Origin of the sequence: Bacillus sp. 95MFCvi2.1 (assembly GCF_000374965.1) — a bacterium.
In the GTDB taxonomy this organism is placed as follows: Bacteria; Bacillota; Bacilli; order Bacillales; family Bacillaceae_G; genus Bacillus_A; species Bacillus_A pseudomycoides.
Window position 1 is genome coordinate 196,662 of the sequence record NZ_KB895692.1, and the last position, 18,186, is coordinate 214,847.

22 protein-coding genes, 1 pseudogene and 1 riboswitch are annotated in these 18,186 nt (G+C 34.1%); of the genes and pseudogenes, 5 read left to right on the forward strand and 18 right to left on the reverse strand.

Features of this window, described 5'->3' with window-relative positions; translation table 11 throughout:
* Nucleotides 1-5: 5 nt before the first annotated feature.
* From C568_RS34630 to C568_RS0106615, 5 genes and pseudogenes are all read right to left on the reverse strand, one after another.
* Nucleotides 6-797 (reverse strand): HNH endonuclease, encoded by a 792-nt coding sequence (locus C568_RS34630; RefSeq protein ID WP_018781047.1) that lies wholly within the window; start codon nucleotides 795-797, stop codon nucleotides 6-8.
* 240 nt (nucleotides 798-1,037) lie between these two features.
* Nucleotides 1,038-1,736, reverse strand: a pseudogene (locus tag C568_RS0106600) (ribonucleotide reductase N-terminal alpha domain-containing protein); the annotation flags it as partial.
* Nucleotides 1,723-2,082, reverse strand: a complete 360-nt coding sequence (nrdI, locus tag C568_RS0106605) for a class Ib ribonucleoside-diphosphate reductase assembly flavoprotein NrdI (RefSeq protein ID WP_006094109.1) — start codon at nucleotides 2,080-2,082, stop codon at nucleotides 1,723-1,725. The pseudogene C568_RS0106600 and the gene nrdI, both read right to left, overlap by 14 nt.
* Before the next feature lie 545 nt (nucleotides 2,083-2,627).
* A complete protein-coding gene (locus C568_RS0106610) occupies nucleotides 2,628-2,939 on the reverse strand; it encodes a hypothetical protein (protein WP_003196094.1) in 312 nt (103 codons plus the stop codon).
* A gap of 24 nt (nucleotides 2,940-2,963) precedes the next feature.
* Nucleotides 2,964-3,158, reverse strand: coding sequence for a hypothetical protein (locus tag C568_RS0106615; protein WP_003196093.1), 195 nt, complete (start codon nucleotides 3,156-3,158; stop codon nucleotides 2,964-2,966).
* Nucleotides 3,159-3,375: 217 nt separating this feature from the next.
* On the opposite strand from C568_RS0106615, the gene C568_RS0106620 reads away from it, so the two are divergent.
* Entirely contained in the window at nucleotides 3,376-3,954 is a 579-nt protein-coding gene (locus C568_RS0106620; RefSeq protein WP_018781048.1) for a GNAT family N-acetyltransferase, read from the forward strand.
* A gap of 37 nt (nucleotides 3,955-3,991) precedes the next feature.
* Here the strand turns inward: C568_RS0106620 and C568_RS0106625 are convergent, their stop codons facing one another.
* Together C568_RS0106625 and C568_RS34635 are read right to left on the reverse strand one after the other, a co-directional pair.
* A complete protein-coding gene (locus tag C568_RS0106625) occupies nucleotides 3,992-4,594 on the reverse strand; it encodes a histidine phosphatase family protein (protein ID WP_018781049.1) in 603 nt (200 codons plus the stop codon).
* 94 nt (nucleotides 4,595-4,688) lie between these two features.
* Nucleotides 4,689-4,847, reverse strand: a complete 159-nt coding sequence (locus C568_RS34635) for a hypothetical protein (RefSeq protein ID WP_018781050.1) — start codon at nucleotides 4,845-4,847, stop codon at nucleotides 4,689-4,691.
* Nucleotides 4,848-5,079: 232 nt separating this feature from the next.
* On the opposite strand from C568_RS34635, the gene C568_RS0106635 reads away from it, so the two are divergent.
* Entirely contained in the window at nucleotides 5,080-5,265 is a 186-nt protein-coding gene (locus tag C568_RS0106635) for a YkvS family protein (RefSeq protein ID WP_003196089.1), read from the forward strand.
* Between the two features lie 48 nt (nucleotides 5,266-5,313).
* On the opposite strand, the gene queF is transcribed toward C568_RS0106635, so the two are convergent.
* From queF to queC, 4 genes are read right to left on the reverse strand one after another with little or no spacing between them, the layout of a single operon-like run.
* On the reverse strand, nucleotides 5,314-5,811 hold the full coding sequence (queF, locus tag C568_RS0106640) for a preQ(1) synthase (protein ID WP_003196088.1): 498 nt from the start codon (nucleotides 5,809-5,811) through the stop codon (nucleotides 5,314-5,316).
* A gap of 28 nt (nucleotides 5,812-5,839) precedes the next feature.
* Nucleotides 5,840-6,556: a 7-carboxy-7-deazaguanine synthase QueE gene (gene queE, locus C568_RS0106645; protein WP_018764168.1), complete on the reverse strand. Its 717-nt coding sequence runs from the start codon at nucleotides 6,554-6,556 to the stop codon at nucleotides 5,840-5,842.
* The gene (gene queD / locus C568_RS0106650; RefSeq protein WP_003196086.1) at nucleotides 6,549-7,043 is read right to left on the reverse strand and encodes a 6-carboxytetrahydropterin synthase QueD; all 495 of its coding nucleotides are present in this window, start codon (nucleotides 7,041-7,043) and stop codon (nucleotides 6,549-6,551) included. Before queD ends, queE begins: the two co-directional genes overlap by 8 nt.
* Entirely contained in the window at nucleotides 7,043-7,705 is a 663-nt protein-coding gene (queC, locus tag C568_RS0106655; protein ID WP_018764167.1) for a 7-cyano-7-deazaguanine synthase QueC, read from the reverse strand. Before queC ends, queD begins: the two co-directional genes overlap by 1 nt.
* 93 nt (nucleotides 7,706-7,798) lie before the next feature.
* Nucleotides 7,799-7,842, reverse strand: a riboswitch (PreQ1 riboswitch).
* A 420-nt stretch (nucleotides 7,843-8,262) separates the two neighbouring features.
* Between queC and C568_RS0106660 the strand changes: the two genes are divergently transcribed.
* Entirely contained in the window at nucleotides 8,263-9,471 is a 1,209-nt protein-coding gene (locus C568_RS0106660) for an ATP-binding protein (RefSeq protein WP_026008420.1), read from the forward strand.
* 8 nt (nucleotides 9,472-9,479) lie between these two features.
* Here C568_RS0106660 and C568_RS35200 read toward each other — a convergent pair whose 3' ends face one another.
* The 4 genes from C568_RS35200 to C568_RS0106685 all read right to left on the reverse strand — a co-directional run bounded on the left by C568_RS35200 (nucleotide 9,480) and on the right by C568_RS0106685 (nucleotide 13,398).
* The gene (locus C568_RS35200; protein ID WP_000018497.1) at nucleotides 9,480-9,596 is read right to left on the reverse strand and encodes a DUF6254 family protein; all 117 of its coding nucleotides are present in this window, start codon (nucleotides 9,594-9,596) and stop codon (nucleotides 9,480-9,482) included.
* Nucleotides 9,597-9,872: 276 nt separating this feature from the next.
* Entirely contained in the window at nucleotides 9,873-10,406 is a 534-nt protein-coding gene (locus C568_RS0106670; RefSeq protein ID WP_006094103.1) for a DinB family protein, read from the reverse strand.
* 138 nt (nucleotides 10,407-10,544) lie between these two features.
* A complete protein-coding gene (locus tag C568_RS0106675; RefSeq protein WP_003196081.1) occupies nucleotides 10,545-12,239 on the reverse strand; it encodes a M3 family oligoendopeptidase in 1,695 nt (564 codons plus the stop codon).
* 712 nt (nucleotides 12,240-12,951) lie between these two features.
* Nucleotides 12,952-13,398, reverse strand: a complete 447-nt coding sequence (locus C568_RS0106685) for a MarR family winged helix-turn-helix transcriptional regulator (RefSeq protein WP_003206377.1) — start codon at nucleotides 13,396-13,398, stop codon at nucleotides 12,952-12,954.
* Between the two features lie 238 nt (nucleotides 13,399-13,636).
* On the opposite strand from C568_RS0106685, the gene C568_RS0106690 reads away from it, so the two are divergent.
* A complete protein-coding gene (locus C568_RS0106690) occupies nucleotides 13,637-15,133 on the forward strand; it encodes a DUF3149 domain-containing protein (protein WP_018781052.1) in 1,497 nt (498 codons plus the stop codon).
* A gap of 29 nt (nucleotides 15,134-15,162) precedes the next feature.
* Here the strand turns inward: C568_RS0106690 and C568_RS0106695 are convergent, their stop codons facing one another.
* Nucleotides 15,163-15,444, reverse strand: coding sequence for an aspartyl-phosphate phosphatase Spo0E family protein (locus tag C568_RS0106695; RefSeq protein ID WP_018781053.1), 282 nt, complete (start codon nucleotides 15,442-15,444; stop codon nucleotides 15,163-15,165).
* A gap of 552 nt (nucleotides 15,445-15,996) precedes the next feature.
* On the opposite strand from C568_RS0106695, the gene C568_RS0106700 reads away from it, so the two are divergent.
* Nucleotides 15,997-16,764 carry a divergent polysaccharide deacetylase family protein gene (locus C568_RS0106700; protein ID WP_006094099.1) on the forward strand — a complete coding sequence of 256 codons (768 nt, stop codon included), beginning with the start codon at nucleotides 15,997-15,999 and terminating at the stop codon, nucleotides 16,762-16,764.
* Nucleotides 16,765-16,805: 41 nt separating this feature from the next.
* On the opposite strand, the gene cbpA is transcribed toward C568_RS0106700, so the two are convergent.
* Both cbpA and C568_RS0106710 read right to left on the reverse strand, forming a co-directional pair.
* Nucleotides 16,806-17,429, reverse strand: a complete 624-nt coding sequence (cbpA, locus tag C568_RS0106705) for a cyclic di-AMP binding protein CbpA (RefSeq protein ID WP_018764164.1) — start codon at nucleotides 17,427-17,429, stop codon at nucleotides 16,806-16,808.
* A gap of 123 nt (nucleotides 17,430-17,552) precedes the next feature.
* A complete protein-coding gene (locus tag C568_RS0106710; protein ID WP_003196074.1) occupies nucleotides 17,553-18,182 on the reverse strand; it encodes a class II aldolase/adducin family protein in 630 nt (209 codons plus the stop codon).
* Nucleotides 18,183-18,186: the final 4 nt, after the last annotated feature.

Here is an 18,186-nt window from a genome sequence, read left to right on the forward strand (position 1 = left end):
TACCTTTAAAACGTATGGGGGATAGTCATTTCTGCTATCCTCTCTATATCGCTATAGAGTTCAGACCATATCTTCTTCTCACCAAATTCTTTGTTTAACCACTCATCGTATTTTTGATGTACATGAATATGACATAAATCACAAAGTGGCAATAAATTCATTATAAGGTTTGCTTGATTAAAGCTTTCAAAAAAACGGAATGGAATAATGTGATGTAATCTTAGTGTATTTATATCATATTTTTCTAAACACCTTTGACAACGAAAATCATAAAACTCAAACATATACTCTCGCATCCTGGACCAGTTTTTCCCATACTTGTTCGTTGTGCCGTAATTCAGCTCCACAAAAAATTTATTATTACAACTTTTTGAACAAAAAACTTTTGAATCTCTAACAGTATATGCTGGCCTAGAAAAAGGGTTTTCACAGTAAGAACATATTAAATTTACAAGCTGACTTCTATTCAATGTCCACCTACACTCATGCGAACATGTTTTTGTTACACTTTTATCAGAATAAAATTCACTCGCACATATAACACAAACTAATTTATATCTTTTAGTTTGACATTTCTTACTACAAAACTTTTGATTTATCCTTTTTCCTACAAATGATTTTCCACATCCAAAACATATTAAATTATAGTTTGTATTAATAAGTGCAAGCTTCTTCCGACACTCTAATATTCCACACGTTTTGGATCGTTCCATCTCTCTTTTATTATTCTGATTAACCTCATATTTACTTTTACAAATAGGACATATTTTTGTTATAAAGCTCTTTTTTCTCCCCATAACTGGATACACCCTTTGAATTCGGTTGGTTTGAGAAGCCAGGTTCGAGCTATATAGTCACCTACATAGCCACTTGGTCGTTGAACCTTCTCCCTATCTAATAGACTTAGGAGCTCGGCTGCTGATTTCCTGCAATCTTGGATTTTTAGGGGGCGCTACGTAATTTCTTCGTAGTATCCTACCTAGATATACTCAGGCGTTCCAGCAATTGACCCGGTTTTATAGTTGAGCCATAAGTTAACCCAACTGATTCGCATATGAAAACGAATCTTCAAGCAATTTCATAACTGGTACAACACCGCTTGCTGCGTTATCAATACCTTTAATTTGCTCACCGCGTGCGCGTAGCTTAGAAAGGTTTAAAGCGACTCCGCCACCAATTTTTGATAGCTGCATCGCCGTATTAATATTAAATCCAATCGAATTTAAGCTATCATCCATCTCTAACAAGAAACAAGACACCATTTCTCCTCTTCTGCTTCTTCCTGCATTCAAAAAGGTTGGTGTCGCTGGTTGGTAGTTTTGTTTTACAATCATGCTTGCAAATTGTTTTGCTTTATTAACATCACCGCGTCCTAAGTATAATGACACAATTGATACACGATCTTCGTAGCTTTCTAAGTATTGTTTTTGATTATTTGTTTTTAATGCATAATCCTTATAAAACTTAGATGCCGCCATATAAGATTGGAACTCGAAGTTTTCACCGTATGCAACGTTGTATACTTCCTCTACTTCCTCCAACTTATACTCGTCCAGAACGTTGTAATAGTAATCGTGCTTGTTCATATACTCGATTCGCTCTGCCACGCTATCAAAATGAACGGTATTCGCTCTCGCTTCTTCCATAAAGACTTCTAATGCTTCTTTATCTTTATGAAGCTGGTAGAAACCGTCTTGCATTTGCGTGATTTCATTATTCAGTTCAATGTGTCGCAATCTCCCGCACCCTTTCTTTAAAATATTCTACATCTTTATTTGTTCCAGATAACTCAAATTTTGATACAATAGGTACTTCGTATCTGGATGAGATTTTATCTGCACTTGCTCCGAACATATCTCCCCAGTTGCGATTGCCACTTGCAGATACGCCTTTTAAATTTGCATTATTGCGTTCTAAAAATTCTAAAACACGTTCCGGCACATTTCCAAAACCTGTTGTATACGTAATAAGAACAAAATCTTCGTCTAATACTAGATCGTCATTAATTTGAACGGCCGGCATATTTAATTTGTGGATGAAACGCTTCACGTTTCCTGTCATAGAATCATATGCAACTAACATTTCCGACCCTCCCCTTCTTTCTTTAATATCTAGATGTCGTTTCGTGATTTCTCTATATATTGTATTACGTTTCAAAACAAGACACAAGATATATGTATAAATTCTTTCTTTTTTTAACTTTTACTTTTCGACATGACAAGTCCTTTTTTTCAATACAAAGACTATGAAACAACATTCTAAAACTCATGTCAATAAAGTGCTTTTCGAAAAAGTTGTCAACGAATTTAATCATATTTACAAAAATGTTATCAATATGTTTTGTCAAAAAACAGTAAATGCTGGAGAAATATATTTCTCCAGCATCACATAAAAAAGAACAGAATTCACGAGATAATCTGTTCGAAACCGGTTACACATTATTCAGATCACACAAGTAAGGAATTCTCTCTCTTGTGGATTAAACATTTATTAAATCGAGTACATATACTTTCTTTTTTGTTACACAATAAAACATATTATTGTAATGAAAAGGACAATTATTATGGCACACCAATTTATTCGTTAGTGTGATGAGAATTTTAAAAAGACTGTACACAAAGCACCGCTCATTCGCAATGTTCAATACGTAAAATATCCTTTATAAATAAATGATGAAAATTTTCATCTTTATCTTGCATTGTAAATACTGGCGCTTCTTCATCAAAATATACAACCATTCCCTCTACATATTGATTCATATGCTGAAATTTCACAGTTGCTCGAATGTGAATTTCTTGCTCATATGCTACTTTCAATTTTTCTATAACTTCTTCTGTACGTTTCTCAGGAAACATAACCATTCCTACGAATCGTTTTCCTGTACCATCTTTCCACATGTAGTCCCAGTGCGGTAAAATACCTTGTTTAAATTCTCCCATAATTCTCCTCTCCTTTTCCTTCTATTAAGAACGCGGTGTTTCTATATATGTATAAATAATTTTCCCGCCGTGCTGTGCATTCCCACTGAAATGTTTAAAATCTTCTCGATTTACTACAACCTCACGAAACGTATAAAATACATCCTTAGTTACAATATACTCTTCTATCTCTCCATTTTTCAGTTGATCTAAAATTGTATTTGCTAATTGTTTATCCATGTATTTCACCTCTCTGCAATATTTTATCCTATCTTTCACAAGTCGACAATGTTAAATTTCTTACATTCACAGCAAGTATCATATACTACCATAACGGTTCATCTATACTGAATCAATTCGATATTCAAGCTTATCCTATAAAATTCAAGAAATTGATGAATAACTGGTTGAAACTTTATTTTATGTTACAATAAGAATGACAACTAGGAGGGATAATATGATTCGGAAAGCAAAAAAGACAGATGCGAAGGCAATATCTCCTTTATTGTATAACGCTCTGCATGAAATTGCTGAAAAAATCACAGGTGGGAGAACAGGAACAGAAGTCTTGACAGGGCTTGAAACTTGGTTTTCAAAAAAAGAAAATCGACTTAGCTACGAGAACTGTTTCGTTGAAGAACAAGATGGACAAGCAATTGGAATCATCGTAGCCTATCATGGCAGCCATGCAAAACAACTAGATACTCCCATTGTAAAACACTTACGAAAAATCCATCATGATTCATCTATTACGCTAGAAAAAGAAGCTGAGCTCGATGAATATTATATTGACACATTATCCGTTTCAAACACATATGGCGGACGAGGGATCGGCTCAAGATTGATTAAAGCAGCAGAAAATGATGCCTATGAAAAAGGCTATGAGAAAATCGCATTACTTGTAAATTTAGAAAACAAGCGAGCTTTCTCTTTATATAAAAAACTTGGCTACCAAGAGGATAAAACGGTTATGCTTGTTGGAGAGCCATATGCTCATTTAGTGAAACCACTATATAAAAAAGCTTTCGTTTCTTAAAAAAAAGCACACGATTCTTTATTGTAATCGTGTGCTTTTATGTTAAATTCGTATTCAATATATTTCCATTCATTGCTTCATGAAATGTATATTCTGTACAACTCCATGGCTTCCCATGAAAAATAGGCGGACCAGACCATCCTCTAGCACGTAGCTCAGCCCCAATCATCGTATTAAAATAACTATGCCCTATGAGCGCAATTTGCCCATGTACTAACGCATATCCGACTAATGTATCAGCTGCTTGCTTCGCTCTTCCTTGTACTTCACGATAAGACTCAACACCTTTAGAATATCCAATCATCCATAATGTACGCCCAATAAATGTCCATACTTCCGGTTTGCACTTCACCCATTTCGGAACAAAGAAACTAGATGGTACTTCTGCCTCTCGAAAAAGGGAGCTTTGTATAAAAGAAAGTGAATTCGTTAATTCTGCTGCTGACTGTACCGCACGTTTTTGATCACTCGTTACAATAAGCTTCGCAGATTCGATTACTTCAACCGTCTCAATTGGTATGTCCATACTTTTTTCCATACCGTCTAAATCGTACCGCTCCATCCATTTGTGGAACGATGATACTGTCATTGATTCTGTAACATTGTTCAAGCGACCGTGACGAATAAAAGAAATTCGCATCTTCTCCACTCTCCATTCACCGCTCATCACCTATATTATTATGCACTTTTTCTTGTTATCATCATACCATGGAGAAAGAGAAAGTCATACTTCCTTACATATCCGCACCGCTCTCATGAGTGACAGAAGCATGCATACCATCTAATCCATCAAAATATGCATCTGTTTCATGGATACGAATTATTTTTAATTGCTTATATGAAAATAAGAATAAAAGGATCATTATAAAACTTCCAACAATTTTAAACAACATTTTTACCGCCCCCAGTTTATTATACCCCTATATACTGATATAAGCACTTTTTTATCAATTCCCTCTCCTAAAATAGAAAAATACTTTATACATTTCTTATGAAAAATGACTATTTTTTGAAATTTTCTCATGGAAACATTTACAAACAGGGGAATATAGTTCAAAATAAAGGGAAATAAAAAAGAACAACATTGTTCTTTTTTTGGTAAAACTGTAACAAGGAGAGTTGCTTATGAAAACCGCAGAAACTGGAGATATTATCGAATTTAAAGGTGGAATGCAAGGCCGTGTTCAAAAAGTAAATAAAAACTCCGTTATTGTCGATATAACAATCATGGAGAATTTTAGAGAACTAGATATGGAACCTCTTACAGTTGTAAATCACAAAAACTATACAGTTATCAATCAACATGCGTAATATAATAGAAAAAAAAGGATCTGCATGTATCATACAGATCCTTTTTCATTAACGATTATCGATTGTTTCAGGATATAAATCGTGATTCATCATGCGATATTCTGCCATTTTTTCATATTTTGTACCAGGACGACCATAGTTACAATATGGATCAATCGAGATACCACCACGTGGTGTGAATTTCCCCCACACTTCAATATAACGTGGATCCATTAATTTGATTAAATCATTCATAATGACATTCATACAATCTTCATGAAAATCTCCATGGTTACGGAAACTAAATAAATACAATTTTAATGATTTACTCTCTACCATTTTTTGCTCTGGAATATAACTAATATAGATCGTTGCAAAATCTGGTTGTCCTGTTTTTGGACATAAGCTTGTAAATTCAGGACAGTTGAACTTTACAAAATAATCACGGTTTGGATGATTATTATCAAATGTCTCTAAAATTTTTGGGCTATATTCAAATAAATATTTTGTATTTTGGTTTCCAAGTAACGTTACATCTTTTAAATCTTCATCTAATCTTCCTGCCATTTTTCATACATCCCTTCAATTCGATTCCTTATACGCCTCGTTTATTTCCCCACACTAACGCGTGAAGCTGAGGTAATACTTTTGCGTCATTCATTTCTTTGCAATGAACAGCTTTTTCAATGAGCCATTCATATTTTTGTAGTAAATTCCTAATAAGAATTGCATCATCCACTGTTTTCGTATCATCATTTCCAACTTGTAAGAAAAACGGTACATGCGGATAACGCTCATGCACTTTTATCGCATATTCAAAATCGTGATCATCAAATACAACGACTTTTAAGCTAAAATCTTTTCCTGCTAATCTTTCAATAACAGAATCCAGCATAATAAAATCAGTTTTCATCTGTGAGCTTGGGGGCTTTGGCGAAATTGTTATTTCGTCAATATGAAGCAACCATTCCTGCCATTTACTTCCTTGCGTCTCAATGGCGGTGCGAATTTGTTTTTCTTGTAATAAAGACAGAAAATCATCTATATTTTTCAACAACACTGGATTCCCACCTGAAATCGTTACATGTGAAAAATTTTCTCCACCAATTTCTACAAGCTCACTCCATATCTCTTCGGGAGTCATTTGCCGAATTTGTTCTTTCGCTGATCCATCCCATGTAAAGGACGAATCGCACCACGCGCAACTATAGTCACAACCTGCTGTACGAATGAACATCGTCTTTTGTCCAACAACCATTCCTTCACCTTGAATGGTCGGCCCAAAAATTTCCAGAACAGGAATTTTACTCACCGATCATCCACTCCCGTCTTACTTCTGCATAACTTGTTGGTGTTTCAAATAGACGAACAAATTCAACCCGTGCTCCTTTATATTCATTTGCACGGTCTTCTTTTGTAAGTGCCTCTGCCATCTTCTCATATATCCAAACGACCATATTTTCAGCTGTCGTATTCATCGCTGGTAATGTTTCATTTAAATAACGATGATCCAAATAAATTTCTATTTCATTTTTCCAAATTTCTTTTATATCTCCAAAGTCAATAGCAAGTCCAATCTCATTTACATATCCACTAATTCCAAAAACAACTTTGTATGTGTGACCATGTAAATTTTTACATTTCCCCTCATAACAGTGCAAATGATGCGCTGCATCAAATGTAAATTCCTTACTTACCATCACTCGTTTATTATGATATTTCAGTTGTTCACGTTGAATGTCCTTGTCCACTTTTTGTAAATTTTCTACAATGCGAAATCCAAAAAAATTCTGTTCCATTATGCGTTCGCTCCTTCGCGTTCTTGTAAATACGTATCTAAACCTGCTTTACGAAGTTTACAAGCTGGACATTCACCGCAGCCATCACCGATTATTCCGTTATAACATGTTAATGTTTTTTCTCTAACAAACTCAAATGCGCCAAGTTCGTCTGACAATTTCCATGTTTCTGCTTTATCAATCCACATAAGTGGTGTATGAATAACAAATGGATAATCCATAGATAAATTTAAAGTAACGTTTAACGATTTCACAAATACATCACGACAATCAGGGTAACCGCTAAAATCTGTTTCACATACGCCCGTTACAATATGACGTGCTCCAACTTGTTTTGCTAGCACAGCTGCAAATGATAAGAATAGTAAATTTCGTCCATCTACAAATGTTGATGGCAATTCACCTTCTTCATGTGTAATCTCCATATCCGTTCTCGTTAACGCATTTGGAGCAAGTTGATTTAATAGGCTCATGTCAAGTACTGTATGTTTAATTCCTAACTCTTTCGCAATATCAGCTGCACAGTCGATTTCTAACTTATGACGTTGATTATAATTAAATGTCACAGCTTCAACTTCTGCGAACTGCTGCATTGCCCAAAATAAACATGTTGTACTATCCTGGCCACCACTAAAAACGACAACTGCTTTTTCTTTTTTCATCTCACTCATTCTCCTTCTCTACTACGAATAAGAAGAAAGAACGTTCTTGAACTGTCACAATAAAAAAACAAAACAATACCTAAGGATATTGTTGTTTCCATAGTTTTTTATAGAGGGAGTTCGCGAACCTCTCCCATGTTATACATGGAATTTCTTCTTTCATTAACAACACATATTGTAACATACTGCACATATCCAGAAAAACATCTGATTTTTCTGTCTTTTTTGTAAGTTTAAGATTCATTTTCTTGTATTTTAATAGTATGATTATACTTATATAAATCCATTTTGATTTCCCAACATATAAGTCGCTGCTATAAAGAACAAAAGGTGACCGCTACTTATTTTCTCTCTTTGTTTTCACTTTGCATGGGGCAGAAAGAGGCGCTGACTGCTTCTATGCATGGCCGGATGCTCTCTCACCTAAAAAGAAAGGTTTTATGTCGGTTTTTCAATTTGTACTTATATAACACCATACATATGAGAATAGGGAGGAGATAAACCTGAAACTCTTTATTATTTATCTCTTTTTAAACATATTATCCATCCTCGTTATGATGCTAATGTATCACTCATTTTGGAATCAAAAAGGGAAACATTCACCTAAGTTAAATTCAACCGTATTTATATTATTTTGCAGTGCTGCAACAATTCTTTGTATTTCTTTTGCAGCAAGGATGGATAATGGATTTCAATTTGATATGCGTCATATTGTATTAATTGTCGGTACGTTAACAGGAGGTCCTATTGCGGGTGGATCGATTTTAGCTGTATTAAACATATACCGTTTTTTGTTAGGAGGCATAGGAGTTTTTCCATCTATTATAGCTTCCATTTGCTTATATATTATTCTCCTTGCCACATACAGACTCTTTCAAAGAGGGAGCAATCATATAAAAGTAGTACTTGCTATTTTATATAGTTTTGTATACGTATTTAGCTGGATTCCTTTTTTCCTTGCTGAAGTTCCTAGCACTGAATATTACCTCCCTCATATTATTGTGTATGAATTATGTACCATCATTGGTACCATTCTTATTCTTTATTTACTAAACGTACTACAATTACAAATACGCCTACAAGAAGAACTAATTAACGCTGAAAAATTTCACCTAATCGGAGAAATGGCTGCCTCTATCTCTCATGAAGTTCGTAATCCTTTAACTTCAACGAAAGGTTTTTTACAACTCCTACAATCCGAAGAATGCTCTGAAGAAGATCGAAAATTATATACAGAAATTGCTATACGTGGTATTGAACAAGCAAATCACGTACTCACAGATTATCTAACATTTGCAAAACCAAGTATAGAAAAAGAACAAGTATTACAAATCGAAGATGAATTACTTCGTGCTGTATCTCTCATTACTCCACTAGCTAATTTGACAAATGTTCGTATAACTTACACAAAGCAAAGCAACATCTTTTGTATTTCTGGAGAAAAACAAAAATTTAACCAATGCTTATTAAACATTTTAAAAAATTGTATTGAAGCCATGCCAAAAGGGGGAGATCTTATTCTCACATTAATACCGAGTCATACACAGATACAGTTAGCCATAAAAGATACTGGTATTGGCATGGATCTAGAACAACTGAAACGTCTTGGTTCTCCCTTCTATTCAACGAAAGAAAAAGGCACTGGACTTGGGATGATGGTCGTATTCAGCATCGTAAAAGCAATGGGTGGAAAAATCGATATTTCAAGTGAAAAAGACATTGGTACAACCTTTCTATTAACTTTCCCACTCATACAAAAAACGTGATGGAATCATCACGTTTTTTCCGTTTCATCAACAAGTTCCGCAAAAGTCTTTACTTTCCCATGCGGTTTTTGATTTTCTTTTCGTGCCTTCCAACTACGCTCTTGCTCTTTCTTTTTGTGTGACATGCTTTCAACTCCTTCTATGTTCTCTTTATGTATTATTCCAAAATAAAAGATAAAAATATGCATCAATCCAGTTTCTTCATCCTCCACTAATAATTAGTCCTCATTAATTAGGATTTTATAAGTGGTTTATCCCCTACCCATCTTCTTTTTCTGCATCTTAAGGAGTGGATATTACTACCCTCGAAAAGCAGGGATAAATAAGAAGAAGCGAGATAATTACTACCTCGCTTCTTCTTATTTATTCAATATAGTTCCCATGTAAATGGGAATTTTTCTTTACCTTTGCAAAATCGCATATTTTGCTTCTTTTAACTGTGTAAGATGGCGTTGTTCATGTAAATCAAGGAATTGAATCCATTGATATAGATTAAGCTCCTGAAACACAGGATGTTTTAACGAATTTTCGAACAATTCTTTTTCGTCTATAATACTATGCAGCGTATGCAATAATTCTGCGCGTGAATGTTCGAGTAATTGAATTCCTTGTTGTCTTTTCATTAATGTTTCTGTTGGTTGCATTTGTTGAGGTGCTTCTCGTTTATATGTTCGATCAAGAGTAAGTTGGAGATCTTTGAGTGGAACTACTTTTTTGTCTTTTTTCTGTAAAGCATACACAAGGGATGAAGTGACAGATTGTTCAATTAGGTGTAGATGATGCATAATTTGAATGATACTCCATTTATCACGGCGCGGTTTTACATTCACTTCCGTATCATTTAACATCTCAATTTCTGATAATAGTGTGTTTCTTGTAGATTGTAACGATTGCAGCAAAGTTTCCAAACTAATATTCATATTAGATTGAAGCATAATTCTCCCCCCTCTTTTTTGGTAAAAAAAGGTGTTTCCAACTTAGAAACACCTTTGAATAAATCTGAATTTTCTTATATTATCTCATTGTTTTATGAATGTGTCGATTACAAAATGTGAAAAAAACAAGGTTGATTTTTACAATTTTGTGTCATCCACTGCATGTAACCACGTTTGAATCTCAGTGATTACGCCTTGCACACACCCATCTGTAAATGGAGATGTCAAATTCGCAATTTCTACTAATTGTAAGAAGGATTGACTTCCACCCTTTTGACAAAGGTTCACATAGTCTTCCCACGCTTCTTGTCTATTGTCTCTTGCTCGCTTCCAAAATTGCAGTGCGCAAATTTGAGCCAATGTATAATCAATATAGTAGAAAGGTGAGCTATAAATATGCCCTTGACGCTGCCAGAAACCACCACGTTCTAAATAATCATTGTCTTCATAGTCTCGATGTGGTAAGTACTTTCTCTCAATATTACGCCATGCCGCTTTGCGATCCTCTGGAGATGCTTCCGGATTTTCATATACATAATGTTGATATTCATCAACAGATACACCGTATGGTAAAAATAGAAGTGCTGAACTTAAATGAGAGAAATAATATTTATCCGTATCTTCCTCAAAGAATAATTTCATCCATGGCCACGTGAAAAATTCCATACTCATAGAATGAATTTCACACGCTTCGTACGTTGGCCAATTGTACTCTGGAATTTCAAACTTCCGACTCTCATATACTTGAAACGCATGACCTGCCTCGTGTGTTAACACATCAATATCACCTGATGTTCCATTAAAGTTCGAGAAAATAAACGGAGCTTTATAATTTTCAATGTATGTACAATAACCGCCACCAGCTTTTCCTTTTTTCGCAACTAAATCTAATAATTCATTATCTAACATAAAGTTGAAGAACTCATCTGTTTCTTTTGATAATTCTTTATACATTGTCTTCCCATGATTAATAATCCACTCTGCATCTCCCTTTGGAGTCGGATTACCTGTTGCATATTCAAAATTCTCATCATAGTAAGCAAGCTTTTCTACACCAATGCGTGCTTGCTGCCTTTTTCGTAATTCTGTCGCAACTGGAACGATGTAATCTAGTACTTGTTTACGATAATTGGCAACCATTTCCGCATTATAATCTGTGCGATACATTCTTGCATATCCAAGTTCAACAAAGTTTTTAAAACCAAGTGTTTTCGCAATCTTCGTTCTTACTTTTACAAGTTCATCATAAATACTGTCTAACTCTTCTTCATGCTCTTCTAAAAAACCATAATAAGCTTCACTTGCTCTTTTACGCATATCTCTATCCGTATGTTGCATAAAAGGTCCAAGTTGTGATAATGTTCTCTCTTCTCCTTCAAAATCAATTTTTGCAGCCGCTAAAAGTTGTGTATATTGCGAAGATAATTTATTTTCTAATTGTAAATCTTTCACAACCTCATCTGAATATGTTTTTGAATTACATTCTGCTAAAGCAAATAATTGTTTCCCATAATAAGCCTCCAGTTCATCACGAAACGGAGAATTCATCAATGCTTTATAATATTTCGTTACATAGCCTTGTACAATCGGAGAATACTCATCAAAAAAATCTTGTTCTTCCTTATAAAAGGGATCCGTTGTATCAACAGAATGGCGGATATAACAAATATTTCCCATTGTACCAAAATCATTGCGAATCTCATTAATTACACCAATTACTTGCTTTTGCTCTTCTATCGTCTTTACATTCTCAAACTGTTCTAAAGCTACAGTGAATTTTTCTTGCAACTCTTCCGTATTTGGGCGTGTATATTCATAGTTCTTAAATGACATGAATATGCCTCCTCTCAATTATATGTACCCTTACTATAATTCCATTTCCTTTTCTGAATCTCCTTTTATTCTTCAACAGAATCCATTAGAAACTGTAACATTCCATCCATACTTCTTGTAGAACGGTGAATGAAATTACTACCTATATAAAATGAAACTTCCATCCGTGAGTTTTTTCTTTATCCTTCAAACCCTCACCTATCTTTCTCGCTTCTCTCTGAATCTTGAGGAAGAGGTTTTTCTGCCCGTAAATAGCGGGATAATCAAAAAAGCCTTTGACCATTTTACATCGAAAGCTTTTTTAACATGTTATATAAAACCATTTTGATTTTTCGACATATAAATCGCTACTATGAATAACAAAAGATGACCTGCACTCTTTTCCTCTCTTTGTTTCCACTTGGCATGGAGCAGGTAAAGGATCTGGCCGCTTCTACGCATGGCCAGTCGCTCTCTCTCATCAAAAAAAGAAAGGTTTTCTGCCGTTTTTTCAATTTGTACTTATATAAATTGAAATTCCCATCACTACTCGGGACTTTGCGAGATAACCCTTTGTTAACTTCCAACACATAAAGTCATGGCTATGAACAACAAAAGGAAATTACTACTCATTTTCTCCTTTTGTTTTCACTTGGCATGGGGCTGAAAAAGGATCTGGCCGCTTCTACGCATGGCCGGTCGCGCTCTCCCATCAAAAAAGAAAGGTTTTCTATCACTTTTCATATTTCCCAACTTTTTTAAGCAAAGATAACAGCTCATTTTTCTCATCTTTTGTTAACATTCCAAAGGAATCCTGTATAACTTTTTCATGCTTTGGAAAAATAGAAGCGATGAAGGTCTCTCCTTCTCCTGTTAACTGTGCATATATAACACGGCGATCATTCGGGCATGGAATTCGTTTCACAAGCCCCTTTTTTTCTAACTTATCAACAACATACGTAATACTTCCACTTGCAATTAAAATACGCTCTCCAATTTGTTGAAGCGGCTGACTACCTTTATGATATATCAATTCTAATACAGCAAACTCAGTTGGATTTAGTCCGTTACTTTGTATTGATTTATTTGTAGCATCCATAACAAAGCGGTGCACACGCGATAATGCAATAAACAATTTCAAAGATTGAGAAATCTCTTCCCTCTCATCATTCAACTTCATACGATTTCAACCCTTCACTTAAATTCACAAAAATTCGAGACAATCTACCAAATAAAAAGTTTTTCCATAAAGCAAAATAGCTATCAATGGTTCATCTTTGTCTCCGAATGATCGCTCAATCATTTCTCATTTTTACTCTTTCCCACATGCTAAGTACTAACTTTCACACATGAAATAAAAACATGACAATTTTAACACAGTTTATATATAATGATAATAAAAAAAAGGAGTAGCAATCTTGAATGGAAAATTACGAAGCATAACTTTTTATATACTGCTTGTTATATTACCGACACTGGGAATCGGTGCAACTTTCTATTCTTATCACACCTACCAAATGCAACAGGAAAACAAACAAGCTGCTCATACTGTTTTATTTTTATATAAGGACTACTTAGATCACCGTATTGGCGAAGCAATTTCCGCCTTAGAGATGCTTGCTATGGTCGTAAATACAGAAACAGAAAATACAAACGGAATTCAGCAAATATTACACGATACCGATGAAAAAGACGAGCGTTTTTCTGGATTATATTATACAAATAAAAACGGCCTAATTACTGTAGCATCAAAAGGTTTAACAACACCAATTCAGGTTGCAGATCGGTATTATATAGCAGAAGCTTTTAAATCAAAAAAAACAACTGTATCATCTGTCATTACAGATCGGGTTCTTGGACACCAAGCTATTATGATTGCCACACCCATTTTTACAAAACACAAACAAATTTCTGGTTTATTGTTGGCTAGTTTACGCTTTGATTATATATCGTCTGCTTTAAATGCTATTAAACCACAATATCATTTTGAAGTAACCGATGAGCATGATGTAGTCTTTTTAACAGATGATAATAACGAACCAACTGGGCAACATACAAACAAAATTTCTACTCCACTACAAAAATTAAAATGGAAAGTTGCTGTTTCTCCATTACCTATTCATAAAACAACTTTATACAAAACCGTTGCGGTAGAATGTCTGGTTACTTTATTTTTAATGACAATTTTATTTTTACTCGTTCAATATATTTTGCTGAAACGACAAACAAGATTGGAGAGACAACAAAATGAAATACAAAAAATTGAATTAGTTGGTACTTTTGCAGCTAGTACAGCTCATGAAATCCGTAATCCACTTACTGGAATTAAAGGTCTTGTAACACTCTTAAAGGAAAAACATATACAAGAACAAGACCAATTTTATTTTTCTGTTATCGAACAAGAAATAAAACGTATCAATGAAATTGTTAGCGAATTTCTTATTCTTGGTAAACCAACAGCGATTATCGAAAAAAAGTATGATGTAAGGGATATTATCAAAGAGGTCTCATTAATTATTCGATCCGAAGCAAATTTGCATAATATTATATTCGCCTTGCAGTTACCAGACCATCCTGTTCATATCCGTTGTTCAAAAGATCATATGAAACAAGTGGTTTTAAATATTACAAAAAATGCAATTGAAGCTATGTCATCTGGTGATGTATTAACAATTCAGGTAACCAGTAATAAAGAGCACGCACAATTACACATTATTGACACAGGAAAGGGTATTCCAAAGCATATTCAAAAACACCTCTTTCATCCGTTCTTTACCAGTAAAGATACCGGAACAGGTCTTGGTCTTGTCATATGCAAACGAATTATAGAAATGTATGATGGACAAATTGTGATTGATAGCACAAAAAATAAAGGAACCACAGTTCATATAAAGCTTCCATTAGATTCAGCATAATTATCCTTCTCTGCGGAGGGTAATTATGTTTATTTCATAAAAGCAGTCACAAACATTTTCCAAAAAGCACTTGATTTTCCTTCATATTCTATTTGAAAAAAGGGTACCTTCATAAATGCTAACCATCTTGGTGTTTTTTGTTCTTTATATCGTTGATACTGTACAATAAGCTTGTCCAATTCTTGACTCACTTGAATTGTTTCAGTACTGTTTAATCCGTTTGTTAAACCTAAATGAATCATTTCTTCACGCTTCATATGAATATCACGCGAAAGTTTTTCCATTGTGTACTCCCGTTTTGCTGTAAACATCCATATCCCCCTCATTATTCTTCCATACTCTCTACTTCATTTTCACTCCATACATTCAGACTACAAATGTATATTGTAACCGAATTAGAATACTCAGAAATTCTAACATTTTCTCCCTGTAATTTACAAATCTTTATCCTCACTTTGAGAATTATTACAAATTATTCTATCTTTGTAAATACATTCGCAATAATAGACATTTTTTTCATGGTATTTTTTCCAAACGACAAATAAACTCTACTTTTACATTTTTGATTTCCAGTACTTCGACATTTTTCTCGTTTAATTTATGTAAAAAACGCAAATCATAATTATAGATTTGCGTTTCCATCTTCACAAATACAGTACCTTATTTTATTAAAAAAGATAAATTTTCTATAAAGGTAAACCTTAATCAGTGCGAACTTTCTTCATCCCCACTGATTATTAGCACTTACCAATCAGGATTTTAGTGCAGTTCATGCAAATTACATATCTAATTTGTTTCACTAACTAGAAATTTGATAAAGCTTTATTTATAACAAATCACCCATTCAGAAAGGAATTTTTTATATGCGTAAACATATCATTATTTTTTTCATTTTATTATCTACTGTCATTTTTCCTTTTCAAACGTATGCCCATACAAATAAAGTTGCCATTGTAATCGACGACTTTGGAAATAATATGAAGGGAACTGAAAGGATGTTATCACTTCCCATTCCACTTACTGTAGCTGTTATGCCCTTTCTTCCATCTACAAAACAAGATGCAGTAGCTGCACATCAAAAAGGGCATGAAGTTATTATTCATATGCCAATGGAGCCTATTAAAGGAAAAAAAGAATGGCTTGGTCCTAAAGCCATTACAACTGATTTAAGTGATCATGAAATTGAAAGTCGGGTCGAACAAGCGATTCAAGAAGTACCACATGCAATTGGGATGAATAATCATATGGGTTCTAAAGTAACAGCTGATGAAAGAATTATGCGAATCATACTATCAGTATGTAAAAAACATGGCCTATTTTATTTAGATAGTAAAACAAATCCCAATAGCGTAGTACCAAAAATCGGAAAGGAATTAGGAGTTCCTATTGTAGAAAATCAATTATTCTTTGATGATGTTTATACATCATCTCATATTACAAAGCAAGCACAGTTACTTCTACAAAAAATTAAAGAAAAACCTGTCGTAGTAGCAATTGGTCATGTCGGCCCTCCTGGGGAAATTACTTCTCGTGTTATTGAGTCCACCATTCCTAAAGTACGTGAACATGCAGACTTTATTTTCTTATCCGACCTTGTCCTCTCACCACCACCTGTCTCCAAACAAAAATAGAGAGCAGCTATATGCTGCTCTCTATTTTTCATACTACTACCTTATATATAATCTACATGACTCACGCGAAATCCTTTTTTCTCTATTTTTGCAATTAATGATTCTAATGCTTTTTCACTTAAGTCATCTGTAATGTTCACAATAACACGACGAATATATTGATCACCATTGTCCAATGTAAATAATCCACCAATATGATAAGACCTGAGCAACGTTCCTAACTCCTTAATTGTCCCCTTACAATCTTGCGTTGCGATTGTTATTATATAACCACCCGTTTGCATCCCAAATGAATCTTCAATGACATCAAATATATTAGAATGTGTTAAAATGCCAACAAATTCATTGTACTCATTCAATACAGCTAAAAATGGAAGACGCCTAATTACATAAAAGGCTCGAAAAAAAGAATCCTTTTCAAAAATAAATGCAGATTTATCTTCCATAATATCTTTCACACATACATCTTCTAAACCCTCATTACATTTACGTTCTAAAATATCTACTTTATAAATGATCCCTTTAAATCTCTTCTCATCTTCTGCAAGTACAGGGATTGCTCTATATCCCTTCACGTCCATAATTTTTAACGCCTGTTCCCCCGAATCATTATCCTTACAAAATGTCACCTGTTGTTTCGGCAGAAAATGATATTTAACTCGCAAAATACGTTCCTCCTCACATGACGACATGTAATCTATATATAATAAGGAGACCCATATTTTATGAGTGAAATTATTTTTTAAAACGCTTTCATTTATTAGTTTGCACGTGACGAATTATTCTCTTTATATAACTGAACTCTTAGTTCCTTTAATCATCAATAATTTCACGTGATAATTCATTAAATACTCTAACCCTTCTAGCCATTTTTTCGTCTCTTCTGGCGAGTTTCCCCATACAATCATTCCGTAATTATGAACAAGTATAGCACCGCCACCTTCTATAAAATTAGGAACATGATTCTCTAATAAATCAGCAAACTTCTTTTCATTTTCTACAATCGGAATCGTAATCTCTGTAATTCCTTCTTTTCCAAAAACACGTTCTACAGTGCGTTTTTCAAATGTAACTGCTCCTTCTTTTCCATATAACTCTGATATTAAATGACTATCTACAGTTTGAACTTGCAAAATACACTCCGCATTACCTTTTTTATAAATATCTGCATGCATAAACGATTCAACTGCTGGTTTTTCATCATTTGCAAAGACAGGCTCACACATACTATTTACTACAATAAAATCCTCTTCTGCAAATAACCCTTTGTCTCTTCCTTCAATATTTACTAAAAATGTTAATGGTTCTTGTGATGTCCGCATAGATAAACTAATTTTTGTACCATAAAACCAATCACGGAGAGCCAATTCCATTTTTACATCTCTTAACTCTTTCCACTTCTTTAAAAAAAATAACATTTCG

What these genes read in the sequence shown, in the direction of transcription:
- nrdI (WP_006094109.1), bottom strand. Translation starts at nt 2,082, where the DNA reads ATGTTAGTTGCATATGATTCTATGACAGGAAACGTGAAGCGTTTCATC.
- C568_RS0106700 (WP_006094099.1), top strand. Translation starts at nt 15,997, where the DNA reads ATGCGTAAACATATCATTATTTTTTTCATTTTATTATCTACTGTCATT.
- C568_RS0106675 (WP_003196081.1), bottom strand. Translation starts at nt 12,239, where the DNA reads ATGTCATTTAAGAACTATGAATATACACGCCCAAATACGGAAGAGTTG.
- C568_RS0106660 (WP_026008420.1), top strand. Translation starts at nt 8,263, where the DNA reads ATGCTAATGTATCACTCATTTTGGAATCAAAAAGGGAAACATTCACCT.
- C568_RS0106685 (WP_003206377.1), bottom strand. Translation starts at nt 13,398, where the DNA reads ATGAAGTTGAATGATGAGAGGGAAGAGATTTCTCAATCTTTGAAATTG.
- C568_RS0106635 (WP_003196089.1), top strand. Translation starts at nt 5,080, where the DNA reads ATGAAAACCGCAGAAACTGGAGATATTATCGAATTTAAAGGTGGAATG.
- C568_RS0106610 (WP_003196094.1), bottom strand. Translation starts at nt 2,939, where the DNA reads ATGGGAGAATTTAAACAAGGTATTTTACCGCACTGGGACTACATGTGG.
- C568_RS0106670 (WP_006094103.1), bottom strand. Translation starts at nt 10,406, where the DNA reads ATGCTTCAATCTAATATGAATATTAGTTTGGAAACTTTGCTGCAATCG.
- C568_RS34630 (WP_018781047.1), bottom strand. Translation starts at nt 797, where the DNA reads ATGGGGAGAAAAAAGAGCTTTATAACAAAAATATGTCCTATTTGTAAA.
- C568_RS0106695 (WP_018781053.1), bottom strand. Translation starts at nt 15,444, where the DNA reads ATGTTTACAGCAAAACGGGAGTACACAATGGAAAAACTTTCGCGTGAT.
- C568_RS0106710 (WP_003196074.1), bottom strand. Translation starts at nt 18,182, where the DNA reads ATGTTATTTTTTTTAAAGAAGTGGAAAGAGTTAAGAGATGTAAAAATG.
- C568_RS0106615 (WP_003196093.1), bottom strand. Translation starts at nt 3,158, where the DNA reads ATGGATAAACAATTAGCAAATACAATTTTAGATCAACTGAAAAATGGA.
- queC (WP_018764167.1), bottom strand. Translation starts at nt 7,705, where the DNA reads ATGAAAAAAGAAAAAGCAGTTGTCGTTTTTAGTGGTGGCCAGGATAGT.
- queF (WP_003196088.1), bottom strand. Translation starts at nt 5,811, where the DNA reads ATGGCAGGAAGATTAGATGAAGATTTAAAAGATGTAACGTTACTTGGA.
- C568_RS34635 (WP_018781050.1), bottom strand. Translation starts at nt 4,847, where the DNA reads ATGTTGTTTAAAATTGTTGGAAGTTTTATAATGATCCTTTTATTCTTA.
- C568_RS35200 (WP_000018497.1), bottom strand. Translation starts at nt 9,596, where the DNA reads ATGTCACACAAAAAGAAAGAGCAAGAGCGTAGTTGGAAGGCACGAAAA.
- C568_RS0106625 (WP_018781049.1), bottom strand. Translation starts at nt 4,594, where the DNA reads ATGCGAATTTCTTTTATTCGTCACGGTCGCTTGAACAATGTTACAGAA.
- queD (WP_003196086.1), bottom strand. Translation starts at nt 7,043, where the DNA reads ATGGAACAGAATTTTTTTGGATTTCGCATTGTAGAAAATTTACAAAAA.
- C568_RS0106620 (WP_018781048.1), top strand. Translation starts at nt 3,376, where the DNA reads ATGATTCGGAAAGCAAAAAAGACAGATGCGAAGGCAATATCTCCTTTA.